This window comes from Propionivibrio sp. (genome assembly GCF_017995515.1).
GTDB lineage: Bacteria > Pseudomonadota > Gammaproteobacteria > Burkholderiales > Rhodocyclaceae > Propionivibrio.
Genome location: NZ_JAGOIT010000088.1, coordinates 1 through 14,427, shown reverse-complemented (window position 1 = coordinate 14,427; position 14,427 = coordinate 1). Strand labels below are relative to the sequence as shown.

Here is a 14,427-nt window from a genome sequence, read left to right as displayed (position 1 = left end):
TCACGCCTTTTCGCTCGCTGCGCTGCGTTGGCACGGATACCGTTCGGAAAATCGCTATCTGGTCTTCCAGTCGCTGACGCACACCCTGAACCTGCCGGCGCCGTCATGGCGCGTGCTGGATGACGCGCATCGCAAACGCAACCTGGCCGAGTACGAAGACGAAATCGAGGTCGATGATGCTTTGTTGATTGCCCTGCTCCGCGTGGCGAATGACGTGGCCACCCGTATTTGCACGTTGCCGGCAACACCGCCGGACGACGAGCGGAAGGTTCCCCGCTAAGTTGGGCCGTGCGGCGAATTCGGTAGTAGACTTCGCCCTCCCGCGCCAAAGGTCAGCCCTGTCTGGCCTTTTGCTGTTTCTGGATGGATTGAAATGACGCACCACTACGAAGACACCACGACCCCCGACCTGTTCGCCGACAGCGCGACGAGCGTTGCCACGCCACCCGCCCCGCCCGCACCACCGGCCCCCGCCGTCACGGCAGAAGACGACGGCGACAGCATCCTGCTGCACGAGACCGCCGCGCGCGACTACCTCGAGTACGCGGTCGCCGTGGTCAAGGGCCGCGCGCTGCCGGACGTGAAGGACGGGCAGAAGCCGGTGCAGCGGCGCGTGCTGTTTGCCATGCACGAGCTCGGTCTTGCCGCCGGCGCCAAGCCGGTCAAGTCGGCGCGCGTCGTCGGCGACGTGATCGGTAAATATCACCCGCACGGCGATACCTCGGCCTACGACGCGATGGTGCGCGTCGCCCAGCCGTTCTCGCTGCGCTACCCGCTGGTCGACGGCCAGGGCAACTTCGGCTCGCGCGACGGCGACGGCGCGGCGGCGATGCGCTACACCGAAGCGCGCCTGACGCCGATTGCCGAACTCTTGCTCGGCGAACTCGATGAAGGCACCGTCGACTTCCAGCCGAACTACGACGGCTCCTTCGACGAGCCGGCCTATCTGCCCGCGCGCCTGCCCTTCTCGCTGTTGAACGGCGCCTCCGGCATCGCGGTCGGCATGGCCACCGAAATGCCGCCGCACAACCTGCAGGAAGTCGCCAACGCGGCGATCTGCCTGATCGAAAACCCGCAGGCCAGCCTCGCCGAGCTGATGCAGCACATCCCCGGCCCGGACTACCCGGGCGGCGCGCAGATCATCTCGACGGAAGCCGAAATCGCCAGCGCCTACGCCAGCGGCCGCGGCAGCCTGCGCGTGCGCGCCCGCTACGAATTCGAGGAAATGGCGCGCGGCGCGTGGCAGCTGGTGGTCAAGGAACTGCCGCCGGGCGTTTCCAGCGCCAAGGTGCTCTCCGAGATCGGCGCGCTGATGAACCCGCAGCCGAAGCCGGGCAAGAAGGCGATCGAACAGTCGGCGGCGCAGTTGAAGGCGCTGTTCGCCGCGCACCTCGAACGCGCGCGTGACGAATCGGGCAAGGACGACGACATTCGCCTCGTGTTCGAGCCGGTCAGCTCGCGGCTGGACCGCGACGAGTTCGTCGCCCTGCTCTTGGCGCACACCAGCCTGGAAACCAACGCGCCGATCAACCTCGTCGCCGTCGGCATCGACGGACGGCCGTGCCAGAAGACGCTGGCCGACCTGCTCAGCGAGTGGTGCCAGTTCCGCCTGACCACGGTGCGCCGGCGCAGCGAGTTCCGTCTCGCCAAGGCCAACGACCGCATCCACATCCTCGAAGGCCGGCACATCGTCTTCCTCAACATCGACGAAGTGATCCACCTCATCCGCGAGTCGGACGAGCCGAAGCCGGCGCTGATCGCGCGTTTCAACCTCTCGGAACGGCAGGCCGACGACATCCTCGAAATCCGCCTGCGCCAGCTGGCCCGGCTCGAAGGCATCAAGATCGAGCAGGAACTGGAGAAGCTGCGCGCCGAGAAGGCGGAGCTGGAAAAACTGCTCGGCAGCGACACGCTGATGCGCCGGCTGGTCGTCAAGGAGATCAAGGCCGACGCCGCCAGGCATGGCGACGCACGGCGGACGCTGATCGAGGCGGCGTCGATGGCCTCGCGCTCGGAAGTCGCGGCGGTGGCCGACGAGCCGGTGACGCTGATCGTCTCCGACAAAGGCTGGGGGCGCGTGCGCCAGGGCCACAACCTCGATCTTTCCGCCGTCGCCTACAAGGACGGCGACGGCCCCGGCGTCAATTACGAGTGCCGCTCGGTCGATTCGCTGGTGATCCTCTCCAACGAAGGCCGCGCCTTCACCGTGCCGGTCGCCGCGCTGCCCGACGGCCGCGGCATGGGCGCGCCGCTGCCCTCGTTCGTCGACATGGGCAACAGCCGCATCGCCCACGTGCTGGTCGGCAAGCCGGAGGACGAGCTGCTCGTCGCCAAGACCTCCGGCTACGGCTTCATCTGCACCTACGGCGACCTGCTCTCGCGGCAGAAAGCCGGCAAGGCGTTTTTGACGGTGGAAGACGGCGCGACGATCCTGCCGCCGACGCGCGTGGTCAACGCCGACCACCTCGCCGCGCTCTCGGAAGACGGCCGCCTGCTCGTCTTCCCGCTCGACCAGATGAAACGGCTATCCGGCGGCAAGGGCGTGCAGATCATCGGTCTCAAGGACAAGGAAACGCTGAAATCGACGATCGCGGTAAAGGGTCCGGTCGTCGCCATCAAGGGCATCTTCCGCAACCGCCCGAAGGAAATCCTCTCCGACGAAAAGCACCTCGGCCAGCGCGCGCGGCGCGGCGCGGCGGTGGGACTGGTCAATCAGCCAATCATCGAGAATCTGCCTGCACCTCAACCGAAAGACGCCAACGACTGATCCGGCGAAATCATGTTTGAACCTGAAAACCTCACCGCAAAGGCGCGAAGGCGCAAAGATCGCGGAAGATAGGTGCTGTTCGCGTAGCGCTTTGATTTTCTTTGCGAACCTTTGCGATCTTTGCGCCTTTGCGGTGAAGAACTGAGTTTTTAAGGTTGGAGCCCGTTCGTCCATCGCTTGTCAAATGGGAGCGGGCTTCGACAGGCTCAGCCCGAACGGGAGTTGAGACGTCTTCGTGCCGAAGCGAAGCGAAGCGCGCCACATCCCCTTTCCGCCACCGCCGAGCAGCGCAGGAGGGGCGAAACCGAGCCTACGACACCGGACTATTCAATCTCGGCATCGACTCGACAACGATGCGCACCAGCTCGGCCACCGACCCGGCCTGCAGCTTCTGCATGATCAGCTGCCGGTAAGTCTCGGCGGTACGCACGCCGATGCCGAGTTCCTGCGCGATCACCTTGGTCAGCTTGCCTTCGAAAATCCCCTGCAATACTTCCTTCTCGCGCGGCGTCAGCAGGGCGATGCGCTCGCCGATCATGCGATTGCGCGCGAGCAGGTCGGCGCGTTCCTTGTCGATGCGCAATCCGTCCTGGATGCGCTCGATCAGGTGCTGCGACGGGAAAGGTTTCTGGAAGAAATCGAGCGCACCGCCGCGCATGGCGCGCACCACCGACTCGACCTCGGCAAAGGCCGAAACGAAAATCATCGGCAGATTGACGCCGCGCTGGTGCAGTTCGTCCTGCAACTCCAGCCCGCTCATGCCCGGCATGCGCAGGTCGCTGACGATGCAGCCTTCGAGTCCTTCGACATCCTGCTCGAGGAATTTCACCGCATTTTCAAAGACGACGTAGGGCAGGTTGACCGATTCGGTCAGGTCGACGAGCAGGAAGGTCACGACCGGATCGTCGTCGATCAAATAGACTTTCGGGACGCTCCGCCCGGATGGCTTTGTATTCATGTTTATCGATGATCGACGGGACTGGCCGAAGATAATACAAACTGGAGGTTTTCGCCGCAACAACCGGAAAAGGAATCAACCTGAAAACCTCACCGCGAAGGCGCGAAGGCGCAAAGATCGCAAAGGAAACAACAGGTGGATCGTACTTGGCCATTCACCCTGTGGGTGGCGATGGAAGACAGGTGCTGTTCGCGTAGCGCTTTGATTTTCTTTGCGCCTTTGCGGTGAAGAACCGAGTTTTTCAGGATCAATAAGAACACGCCAGACGGCCGAATATACAGCCTCCGCGCCCTCTTCCCGCACGTGCGGAAACGGCCGACATAGGCCACAAAGCGGGTCATGGAAGCGAAATTGCATCGTCAGGTTACGATGCGCCGACCCGCAACACTGCGTTACATACCCCGTCGCAGGATTCGGGGAAAAAGCGTCTAATCGCATCTGCCATGGAAAACACCGACACCATCCTCATCGTCGATGACGATCCCGAAATCCGTCGTCTGCTCGTCGACTACCTGGCGCGCAACGGCTACACCGCCCTCGCCGCGCGTGACGGGCGTGAGATGTGGCACATGCTCGACCGCCACGCCATCGACCTCATCGTGCTCGACCTGATGCTGCCCGACAGCGACGGCCTGACGCTTTGCCGCGACCTGCGCGCGAAACCCAAGAACTCGCCGCAGCAGGCAATTCCGGTGCTGATGCTCACCGCACGCGGCGAGGAAACCGACCGCATCATCGGCATCGAGATGGGCGCCGACGATTATCTGGTCAAGCCCTTCAACCCACGCGAACTGCTCGCCCGCATCAAGACGATCCTGCGCCGCACGCGCTCGCTGCCGCCGAACCTGCGCCCGGAGTCGGCACGCTATCTGGTCTTCGCCGGCTGGTGCCTGGACACGGCGGCACGCCTGCTGACCGCGCCGGACGGCGTGGCGACACCGCTGTCCGGCGGCGAATACCGACTGTTGCGCATCCTGCTCGACCACCCGAACCGTGTGCTCAACCGCGACCAACTCACCGAGATGATCCACGGGCGCGAGGCCGACGCCTTCGATCGCGCCATCGACGTCCAGGTCAGCCGGCTGCGCCAGCGCCTGCGCGATGACAGCCGCGAGCCGACGCTGATCAAGACCGTGCGTGGCGAGGGCTACGTACTCGCCGCCAGCGTCGAGGGGCACTCGGAATGCGCCTGAGCAACCCGCTGAGCGGCAGCCTGTTCGCGCGCATCGCGCTGGTCCTGCTCGCCGGTCTGGCGGCGTCGCAGGCGGTGAGTTTCTGGCTGAACTGGGGCGAACGCACGACGGTCGTCTCGCAGGCGCGCGGCTTCAACCTCGCTGTTCGCATCGCCGATTCGGTGCGCATTCTCGAAACCGCCCCGCTGGACAAGCGGCGCGCAACCATCGCGAGCGTGCAGTCCGACGACTTCCAGGTCACGCCGATCGACGAGGCGCAGGTCGCACCGCACGTTCCGCGCGGGCAGATTCCGGGGGCGATCACGCAACGCCTCGGCAGCGAGCGTGAAATCCGCTCGACCGGCATGGGCGGTGGCATGGGCGGTGGCATGGGAATGGGCCCGGGCAATGGATTCGGCCCCGGCATGGGCGGCATGGGCGGCATGCACGGCACCGGGCGCATGCAGAACGCCAACGTCGCGCGCGGCTTCGACGTCCGGCTCAACGACGGCCAGTGGATGCGCTTTGTCGCCCTGCCCGAAACCGCCGCGCCGGCGCTGCCGAACGACTTCTACGTCAATCTCGCGCTTTCGCTGATCATCGTCGTCGCCGTCGTGCTCTTCGCCGTCCGTCAGGCCACCCGTCCCCTGCAGACGCTCGCACTGGCGGCCGACAAGCTGGGGCGCGATCTCGACAGCGCGCCGCTGGCGGAGACCGGACCGGCCGAAATGCAACGCGCGGCGCAGGCCTTCAACCAGATGCAGTCCCGCATCAAGTGCCTGATCGACGAACGCGCGCGCGCGCTCGCCGCCGTTTCGCACGACTTGCGCACACCGCTCACCCGTCTGCGTCTGCGCGCCGAACTCGTCGACGACGACGCGCTGCGCGAGCAGATGGCGAACGATCTCGATTCGATGGCCGCAATGCTCGACGCCACCCTCGACTATCTGCGCGGCCTGCAGGAAAACGAAGCGCTGCGCCCGATCGACATCAACGCCCTGCTGCAAAGCCTGGCCGCCGACGCGCATGTGCTCGGGCGCGAGATTGCCGTCGCCGGGCACGCCGTCGCGCCGTATCGCGGACGACTGACGGCGCTGCGCCGGGCGCTGCAGAACCTGATCGACAACGCCATCAAGTACGGCCGCAACGCCGCCGTCCGCATCGAAGACGACGGCACGACGCTGCAACTGATCGTCGCGGACAGCGGCCCGGGCATCGACCCGGTGGACCTCGGCCGCATCACCGAACCCTACTACCGGCCGGACACGGCACGGCGCAGCGACACCGGCGGCAGCGGCCTCGGACTCTCGATCGTGCGCGACATCGCGCTCATGCACGGTGGCGAGCTGCGGCTGGCCAACCGCCCCGAGGGCGGACTCGCGGCGACGCTGTGGCTACCGCGCACCGTGCCGAGCGGCACGGCAACCTCAACCCTGAGTCTGTAAGAAACTCAAAACCCACCACAGAGCCGCGGAGGCACAGAGGAAACGCAGAGGGGAAAACCCGTTTCCAACGGTTTTCTCTGCGAGAGCTCTGCGTCTCTGTGACTCTGTGGTGGGTGTTTCGGCATTGACTCAAGACATCTCAGCCTGGAACCAGCCTTCGACCTTACTCCTGGCCGGAACGCCGCCGGCGTGGACGACGACACCGTCGATGACGACACCCGGCGTCGACATCACGCCGTAGCCAACGATCGACGGCAGGTCTTCCACCTTCTCAAGCGCAATCTCGACGCCACGCTCGCGCGCCACCTGTTCGACCAGCGCCAGGGTATTGCGGCAGTTGGCGCAGCCGGTTCCAAGAACCTTTACATTTTTCATCGGAATTTTCCTTTCAGAACACGAGGTTGAAGACATAGCCGACGGTCACGATACCCGCCGCGACGACGCCGGCGAAGGTGGCGATCAGGCGCGGTTTCAGTACCTTGCGCAGGATGATCATCTCCGGCGCTGAGAGCGCGATCACCGCCATCATGAACGCCAGCACGGTACCCAGCGCCGCGCCCTTGCCGAGCAAGGCCTGGACGACCGGGATGATGCCGGCTGCGTTGGTGTACATCGGCACGCCGAGGACGACGGCGGCGGGCACCGCCCACCACGCCTCCTTGCCCATGAAGGAGGCCATGAAATCCTGCGGCACGTAGCCGTGAATCCCCGCACCGAGCGCAATCCCGAGCAGGACGTAGAGCCACACCTTGCCGACGATCTGACGGACGTGATCGGCACCCGCAGTAAAGCGCTCGACCCAGTGCTGCGACCCGTCGCTTGCCGGGGCCGCTTGCCCGCCTTGCATCTTCCGGACCCAGTCTTCGAGGTGAATCTCCATCTTCAGGCGACCGATGACCAGCCCTGCGACGATCGCCACCAACAGCCCCATTGCGAGGTAAAGCGCCGCGACCTTCCAGCCGAACATGCCGAAGAGGAGGATCAGCGCGACCTCGTTGACCATCGGCGCCGAGATCAGGAAGGAGAAGGTCACACCGAGCGGCACACCGGCCGAGAGGAAGCCGATGAACAGCGGCACCGCCGAGCACGAACAGAACGGCGTGACGATACCCAGCGTCGCCGCCAGCACGTTGCCGAGTCCGAGCCGGCGGCCGGAAAGCAGCGCGCGCGTGCGTTCCGGCACGAAAAAGGTCTGCACGATGCCCATGATGAAAACGACGCCGACGAGCAGCAACAGCACCTTGGGCGTGTCGTAGACGAAGAAATGGATCGCTTCGCCGAGATGCGTGGCGCGCGTCAATCCGAGCGCGGCGATGACCGCGTCGGCGAAGGCGGTCAGATTGCTGTAGAGAAAAACCCAGGCGACCGCCGCGATGGCGAGGCCGGCCAGCCAGCGGCCAAGCACTGGCGATGGATGAACTTGAGATTCCGCAGACACAGGGCCACTCCGATCAGGTGAATGGTGGTACGTACCGGGGAGACGAACGAAGTGCGAAAAGGATGCAGCTCGGAATGCAAGTCGGGATGCAGGTCGCCGAGCCGGATCAGCCGCACCGCTCGCTGCGCGGTCCGTAAGCCGCCATGAAGACGTCGATGGCCCGCTCGGTAATTTCCCCGATTTGTTTTTCCGTCACCTCACCCAATTGTTGATGCAGGAACGGTTCCAGCAGTTCGGCTTCCAGCAGGCTGTGCAGATGCTGCGTGGCCACGAAGGCATCGGCCGGCCTCAACTTGCCTTGCGCCATGGCACTCTCGAGATGCCCGGCAATCAGCCGCTGGCTGCGCTGGACGCCGCGTTCATAGACCAGGCGGCCGAGTTCCGTCCGCCCCGATTCCGAGATCGCCAGATGCCGCTCGGCCCGGATACGGGGAGAATAAATGAAGGCCAGAAACCGCTCGCCAAACTCGCGCAGCGATTGGGCGATATCTTCGGTCGACTGGTCAAGCGCATCGTGAACCGCAGCAAACTCGGTGTCCGTCGCGGCAAACATGACCTCGGAAAACAGCACCCCCTTCGACGCAAAGTAGTTGTACAGCGTCGCCTTCGACCCGCCGACACGCGCGCAGATTTCCGACATCGACGTCCGTTCGAACCCGAGTTCCTGGAACGCCTTTGCCGCCTCTTCCAGGATGGCCTGCCGTTTTTCCTCAGTTTTAACGCGCATGAGATAACACCTTCCAAAAACTGTACCGACAAGTTCAATTTTAACCGACTTCAGGTATAATTGCTTTTGTACTGTACCGTTTAGTACGGTTAAAAGCGAGGATATATCAATGCATCATGAACCATCCGCTTCGCGGCGCAAACGGCCTGCCGGCGTGGCTGCGCTTGTTGTGGCTTCGGCGCTCGGCCTGAGCGGCTGCGCCCAGTTCCCATCGCTCGACCAGCTCGCGCCCATGAAACCGGTGTCGGATTATCGGACATCCGGGGCGTTCGACGCACCTGCGAGCGCGTGGCCCGCCGAAAACTGGTGGAAGAGCTACGGCGATGCGCAGCTCGATACCTTGATCGAAGAAGCGCTGCGCGATTCGCCCGACATGGCCGCGGCGTCGGCGCGCTTGCGCCGGGCCGACGCCTTCAGCCAGATCGCCGGGGCTGCATTGTCGCCGCAGGTAAGCGCCAACGCGTCGGCCAGCGAGCAGAAGCAGAGCTATAACCATCTGACCCCGCAAGCAAGTCTACCGCAAGGTTGGAACGACTACGGCCAGGCCACCCTCAATTTCAACTGGGAACTCGATTTCTGGGGCAAGAACCGCGCGGGTCTGGCGGCGGCAACGTCGCAGGTCGAAGCCAGTCGCGCCGAACTCGCCCAGGCTCGGCTGAGCCTTGCCGCCGCCGTCGCCGGCAACTATGCGGAACTGGCGCGCCTGTTCGCCGCGCGCGACACGCTCGCGGCGTCGGTGGAGGTGCGTGCGCGGACCGTCGCGCTCTTCGACAAGCGCTTCGCCAACGGCCTCGAAACCCAGGGCACGCTGAGCGAGGCCAAGGCGCGCCTGGCCGGCACCGAGGCCGAGTTGCTCACGCTCGACGAACAGATCGGCCTGCAACGCAACCGCCTGGCCGCGCTGCTCGGCGCAGGTCCGGATCGCGGCCTGGCGATCGCGCGCCCGGCGGTCAAGCTCGACGGGCCATTCGGCCTGCCCGGCCAACTCGCCGCCGACTTGCTCGGACGCCGTCCCGATGTGATTGCGGCGCGCCTGCAGGCCGAAGCGCAGCTGCACCACATCGACCAGAAGAAGGCGGAGTTCTACCCCAATGTGAATCTCTCCGCCTTCATCGGCGTCAATGCGCTCGGGCTGAACATGCTCAACAACAGCGGCTCGGATTTCGGCGCCATCGGGCCGGCCATCTCGCTGCCGATCTTCACTGCCGGCCGCCTGCAGGGCGAGCTGCGCGGATCGGTGGCGAGCTATGAGGAGGCAGTGGCCAACTACAACGCCACGGTCGCCCGCGCCCTGGAGGACGTCGCCAATGCCGGACTCAGCCAACGGGCGCTGGCCGGCCAGCTGCTCAAGGCCGAGGCTGCGGTGAAAGCTGCCGGCGAGTCCCATCACGTCGCGCGCAATCGCTATGAAGGCGGACTGGCCACCTATCTCGAAGTGCTGTTCGCCGAAGACACTTTCCTGAGCAGCCAGCGCTACCTCACCACGTTGCAGTCCCGCGCCTTCTCGCTCGACATCGCGCTCAAGCGCGCGCTTGGCGGCGGCTACCGGTACAACAACGTTTAAACCGAAAAACCCAGTTCTTCACCGCAAAGGCGCAAAGGTCCGCAAAGGTTCGCGAAGAAAAACAAAGCGCTGAGTGAGCAACTCGTGCTACCTGCATTTACTTTGCGATCTCTGCGCCTTCGCGCCTTTGCGGTGAAGCTTTCAAGTAATTACTAAAGGATTTCGTCATGTCAGAAAGCAATCCGCCAATTTCCGCTTCGTTCAACAAGGAACAGCGCCGCAAGAAGCTGCTGGTCGGGCTCGGTGGCATCGTCGTCATCAGCCTCGTCGGCACCTCCGCGTACTGGCTCCTGCACGGTTCGAAATTCGTATCGACCGACAACGCCTATGCGGCCGTCGAAATCGCCCAGGTGACGCCGTCGATTGGCGGCACCATCAGCGAGGTGCTGGTTACCGACACGCAGGCCGTGAAGAAAGGCGACGTTCTCGTCAGGATCGATCAGACCGACGCCCGGCTCGCCCTCGCACAAGCCGAGGCAGACCTCGGCCGGGCAACTCGGCGCGTCAAGGGCTACGTCGCCAACGATGGCAGCCTGAGCGCGCAGATCGCGGCACGCGAAGCCGATGAGCAACGCGCCGCCGCGCAACTCGGTTCCGCCCAGGCCGATTTCGAGCGGGCCACCATCGACCTCGAACGACGCCAGGCGCTCGTCGCCTCCGGCTCCGTCTCGGGGGACGAACTGACCCGCGCCAAGAACGCTTTTGCCGCCGCCGAGGCCAACCTGGAAGGGGCACGCGCCGCCGCCGCGCAAGCCAAGGCCAACCGCAGCACGGCGCTCGGCTCGCGCGAAGTGAACGCCGCGCTGATCGCCGGCACGACCGAGGAGACGAATCCGGAAGTCGCGCTGGCGCGCGCGCGTCGCGACCAGGCGGCCGTGGATCTGGAACGCACCGTGGTCGTCGCGCCGGTCGACGGCATCGTCGCCAAGCGTCAGGTCCAGCTCGGCCAGCGCGTCCAGGCGGGCATGCCGCTGCTGGCCGTGGTGCCGGTGCAGGAGATGCACGTCGATGCCAACTTCAAGGAGGTGCAACTGAAGAATGTTCGCGTCGGCCAACCGGCGAAGGTCCATGCCGACATTTACGGCAGCTCGGTGACTTACAACGGCACGGTCGAAGGCTTCTCGGGCGGATCGGGCGCCGCCTTCTCGGCGATTCCCGCGCAGAATGCCACCGGTAACTGGATCAAGGTGGTGCAGCGCCTGCCCGTACGCGTCAAGCTCGATCCGGCCGATCTGCTGAAGAACCCGCTCAAGGTCGGCCTCTCGATGAACGTCGAGATCGATACGCGCACGAACTAAGAGGTGGACCGAATGAGCCAAGCCCAATCGGTACCGAGCGCGCCATCCGCGGACGTGGCGCTGACCGGCGGCGCGCTGTGGATGGCAGCGCTCATGCTGGCCGCCGCGAACTTCCTTGCCGTGCTCAACATGACCATCGCCAACGTCGCGGTGCCCAACATCGCCGGCGCGCTGGGCGCGGCGACGAGCCAGGGCACCTGGGTGATCACCGCGTATGCCGTCGGTGAGGCGATCACCGTGCCGCTGACCGGCTGGCTCTCGTCGCGTTTCGGTTCGGTGCGCGTATTTTTCGTTTCCATGGTGCTGTTCGGGGTGTTTTCCGTCGTCTGCGGACTCTCGACCTCGATCGGCATCCTGGTCGTCGCCCGCATCTTCCAGGGGCTTTGCGGCGGTCCGCTGATGCCGTTGTCGCAGACCCTGATGATGCGCATCTTCCCGAAAGACAAGGTAGCCGTCCCCATCGGCCTGTGGTCGATGACGACGCTCGTCGCGCCGGTGGTCGGCCCGATTCTCGGCGGTTACCTGTGCGACGAATACAGCTGGTCCTGGGTGTTCATCCTGAACGCGCCGATCGCGCTGGTCTGCACCTTCTTCGGCTGGAAGCTGCTGAAAGACTACACCGACCGGCTGAGCCGCGCCGGCATCGACCTCGTCGGCCTCGGCCTGCTCGTCGTCTGGGTCGGTGCCTTGCAACTGATGCTCGACGAGGGCAAGAACCTCGACTGGTTCTCCTCCAATACGATCATCGGGCTGTGCATCGTCGCGGTCGTCGGCTTTGCCGCCTTCATCATCTGGGAGCTCTACGAGGAGCACCCGGTCGTCGACCTCAAGGTTTTCCGGCATCGCGGCTTCTCGGTCAGCGTGCTGACCATCAGCCTGGCCTTCGCCGCCTTCTTCGGCGTCAATGTGCTCACCCCGTTGTGGTTGCAGAACTTCATGGGTTACACGGCGACGCAGGCCGGTCTGGCAACGGCATGGACCGGGGTGACGGCCTTCTTCGTCGCGCCGCTGGTCGCCCAGGCGGCGAGCAAGGTGGACCCGCGCAAGCTGGTCTTCGCCGGCGTGGTCTGGATGGGGCTCGTCACCTTGTGGCGCACGGTGGCCACAACCGACATGGGCTTCTGGGACGTCGCGACTCCGTTGGTGGTGATGGGCTTTGGTCTGCCCTTTTTCTTCATTCCAACTACCGGCCTTGCCCTGTCGAGCGTCGATGAGCACGAAATGGATTCGGCCGCCGGCCTGATGAACTTCCTGCGCACGCTGTCCGGCGCCTTCGCCACCTCGCTCGTCACCACCGTCTGGGACAACAAGATCACCTACAACCACGCCGAACTCGTCGGCCTCGCCGATCACGACCAGAGTGTACGCACCCTGCTCGAACAGGCGGGCATGGCCGCCGACGCGGTCAATCAGGCCATCGACTACCTGATCACCAGCCAGTCCGTGATGCTGGCAACCAATCAGCTGATGACCGTGATCGGCGTGGCCTTCCTGATCGCGGCCTCGGTGATCTGGCTGGCGCCCAAACCGAGCCGGGTCGTCGAGCCGGGAACCGGCGGGCACTGATCGCACCGCAACTCAACTTCCGGAGATAGCTATGTTCAAGAAGATCCTCGTCCCGACCGACGGCTCCGCGCTCTCACAGGAGGCAGTCAGTCGCGCCATTTCCTTCGCCAGCGAGGCCGGCGCGCACATCACGTTCTTTTGCGCGGAGAAGAGGTTTCCCCTGATGTACTTCGGCGCCGATGCCATCTTTGACTCGCACACGCCGACGCGCTTTCACGAAGAGGTCGACAGCGTCGCGCACGGCATCGTCGACGCCGCTGAACAACTCGCGCAGGCGGCGGGCGTTCCGTGCAACAAGCTGGTGCTGGAGAGCGAGGAACCCTACGAGGGCATCATCGCAGCCGCCGAGCGCAACGACTGCGACCTGATCTTCATGGCGTCGCACGGGCACAAGGGTTTCGGCGCGCTCCTCCTGGGCAGCGAAACGCACAAGGTACTCACGCACACAAAGATTCCCGTGCTCGTGCATCGCAAGGCGTAGTCGCGTAGTCGTTACCTCGCGCGGAGAATCAGTTTTTCAGCGGCGGTCGCGGGACAAAGCTGCAGACTTTTCCCTGCTCGTCGAACTCCAGCCGGCAGGCCTCGGAAAGCTGCGCGCGCAGGCGACTGCGTGCCCGCAGCACGCGCGACTTGGCCGCGGGGAGCGACAGTCCCTGGCGCTCGGCGAAGGTTTTCTGCGTCATGCCCTCGATGTCACAAGACACGATCGCCGCGCGATCCTCCGGCGAAAGCTCGGACAGTACGCGCGGCAAGCAATGGCTCAAGAGATCGACCGGTTCGATTTCCTGCGGTGCTTCGGCGCTCAGGTCGTCGGGCAGCGGCACCTGCGCCTTCGTCAAGCGCAGCCGATCGATCAGCAGGTTGCGCGCCACCTGGAGCAACCAGGCGCGCGAGTTCTCCACTCGGCAGAAGGCCGCGCCCTGCACCACCACTCGCAAGAACACCTCTTGCAGCAGATCGTCGGCCTCGGCCGTACACCCGCAGCGATGCGCGAGAAAGCGCCGCACCTCTTCCTTGTGAAGACGCCACGCGCGCTGGTGACAATCGCAGGACGGCATCGTCAGCGAGTCCCCAAGGCGTCTATGCCAAGCGTTTTTCCAGACACTTCGCGCTCGCCGGGCACAGGCTGCGAAACTGCGCGTGTCCGGCAACGATGGCCGGCACGGCTTCGCGCGGCACGTCGATGTAGCCCCGCCGGCGGAAGTACTCAGCCGCGGTTGTGGTCAGCAGATAAGCCGTCGCCGCGCCTCGCCGGCGAGCTTCGGTCAGATCGCCCGTCGGCAGACCGCTGGTTTCGAGCAATTCGAGCACGGCAGGCAAGTCCGCCGCCCGCGCCGCGCGCAGTTCAGGCACGTTCGCGCTCATACCAGCCCTTGCTCGCATTGACCACCTTGACCACCAGCAGCATCACCGGCACCTCGATCAGCACGCCGACGACGGTCGCCAGTGCGGCGCCGGACTCGAAGCCGAACAGGCTGATCGCCGCGGCGAC

At 64.8% G+C, this 14,427-nt stretch carries 14 protein-coding genes and 1 pseudogene; 8 read left to right on the top strand and 7 right to left on the bottom strand.

Features of this window, described 5'->3' with window-relative positions; translation table 11 throughout:
* The coding region (locus KBA32_RS13360; protein ID WP_294359705.1) for a hypothetical protein at positions 1-280 on the top strand (280 nt) is incomplete at its 5' end.
* Between the two features lie 93 nt (positions 281-373).
* Positions 374-2,767 (top strand): DNA topoisomerase IV subunit A, encoded by a 2,394-nt coding sequence (locus KBA32_RS13355; protein WP_294359704.1) that lies wholly within the window; start codon positions 374-376, stop codon positions 2,765-2,767.
* Between the two features lie 310 nt (positions 2,768-3,077).
* Here KBA32_RS13355 and KBA32_RS13350 read toward each other — a convergent pair whose 3' ends face one another.
* Positions 3,078-3,725, bottom strand: a complete 648-nt coding sequence (locus KBA32_RS13350; RefSeq protein ID WP_294359702.1) for a response regulator — start codon at positions 3,723-3,725, stop codon at positions 3,078-3,080.
* Between the two features lie 443 nt (positions 3,726-4,168).
* Between KBA32_RS13350 and KBA32_RS13345 the strand changes: the two genes are divergently transcribed.
* On the top strand, positions 4,169-4,918 hold the full coding sequence (locus tag KBA32_RS13345) for a response regulator (RefSeq protein ID WP_294359700.1): 750 nt from the start codon (positions 4,169-4,171) through the stop codon (positions 4,916-4,918).
* A complete protein-coding gene (locus KBA32_RS13340; RefSeq protein WP_294359698.1) occupies positions 4,909-6,342 on the top strand; it encodes an ATP-binding protein in 1,434 nt (477 codons plus the stop codon). The genes KBA32_RS13345 and KBA32_RS13340 overlap by 10 nt, the downstream gene beginning before the upstream one ends.
* 129 nt (positions 6,343-6,471) lie before the next feature.
* On the opposite strand, the gene KBA32_RS13335 is transcribed toward KBA32_RS13340, so the two are convergent.
* The 3 genes from KBA32_RS13335 to KBA32_RS13325 all read right to left on the bottom strand — a co-directional run bounded on the left by KBA32_RS13335 (position 6,472) and on the right by KBA32_RS13325 (position 8,507).
* Positions 6,472-6,717 carry a thioredoxin family protein gene (locus KBA32_RS13335; RefSeq protein WP_294359696.1) on the bottom strand — a complete coding sequence of 82 codons (246 nt, stop codon included), beginning with the start codon at positions 6,715-6,717 and terminating at the stop codon, positions 6,472-6,474.
* Positions 6,718-6,730: 13 nt separating this feature from the next.
* Positions 6,731-7,780, bottom strand: coding sequence for a permease (locus tag KBA32_RS13330; protein WP_294359695.1), 1,050 nt, complete (start codon positions 7,778-7,780; stop codon positions 6,731-6,733).
* A gap of 106 nt (positions 7,781-7,886) precedes the next feature.
* Positions 7,887-8,507, bottom strand: a complete 621-nt coding sequence (locus KBA32_RS13325) for a TetR/AcrR family transcriptional regulator (RefSeq protein WP_294359693.1) — start codon at positions 8,505-8,507, stop codon at positions 7,887-7,889.
* Between the two features lie 109 nt (positions 8,508-8,616).
* Here KBA32_RS13325 and KBA32_RS13320 point away from each other — a divergent pair, with 109 nt between their 5' ends.
* From KBA32_RS13320 to KBA32_RS13305, 4 genes are all read left to right on the top strand, one after another.
* Positions 8,617-10,071 (top strand): efflux transporter outer membrane subunit, encoded by a 1,455-nt coding sequence (locus KBA32_RS13320; RefSeq protein WP_294359691.1) that lies wholly within the window; start codon positions 8,617-8,619, stop codon positions 10,069-10,071.
* Between the two features lie 167 nt (positions 10,072-10,238).
* Positions 10,239-11,369, top strand: coding sequence for an HlyD family secretion protein (locus tag KBA32_RS13315; RefSeq protein ID WP_294359690.1), 1,131 nt, complete (start codon positions 10,239-10,241; stop codon positions 11,367-11,369).
* A 12-nt stretch (positions 11,370-11,381) separates the two neighbouring features.
* Complete coding sequence (locus KBA32_RS13310; RefSeq protein WP_294359688.1) at positions 11,382-12,935, top strand: DHA2 family efflux MFS transporter permease subunit; 1,554 nt, start codon at positions 11,382-11,384, stop codon at positions 12,933-12,935.
* A 31-nt stretch (positions 12,936-12,966) separates the two neighbouring features.
* Positions 12,967-13,416, top strand: coding sequence for a universal stress protein (locus KBA32_RS13305; protein WP_294359686.1), 450 nt, complete (start codon positions 12,967-12,969; stop codon positions 13,414-13,416).
* Positions 13,417-13,444: 28 nt separating this feature from the next.
* On the opposite strand, the gene KBA32_RS13300 is transcribed toward KBA32_RS13305, so the two are convergent.
* From KBA32_RS13300 to KBA32_RS13290, 3 genes and pseudogenes are all read right to left on the bottom strand, one after another.
* On the bottom strand, positions 13,445-13,993 hold the full coding sequence (locus KBA32_RS13300) for a sigma-70 family RNA polymerase sigma factor (RefSeq protein ID WP_294359685.1): 549 nt from the start codon (positions 13,991-13,993) through the stop codon (positions 13,445-13,447).
* Positions 13,994-14,015: 22 nt separating this feature from the next.
* Positions 14,016-14,300, bottom strand: a complete 285-nt coding sequence (locus tag KBA32_RS13295; protein ID WP_294359683.1) for a hypothetical protein — start codon at positions 14,298-14,300, stop codon at positions 14,016-14,018.
* Positions 14,281-14,427: pseudogene (locus KBA32_RS13290) on the bottom strand (arsenical-resistance protein); the annotation flags it as partial. The gene KBA32_RS13295 and the pseudogene KBA32_RS13290, both read right to left, overlap by 20 nt.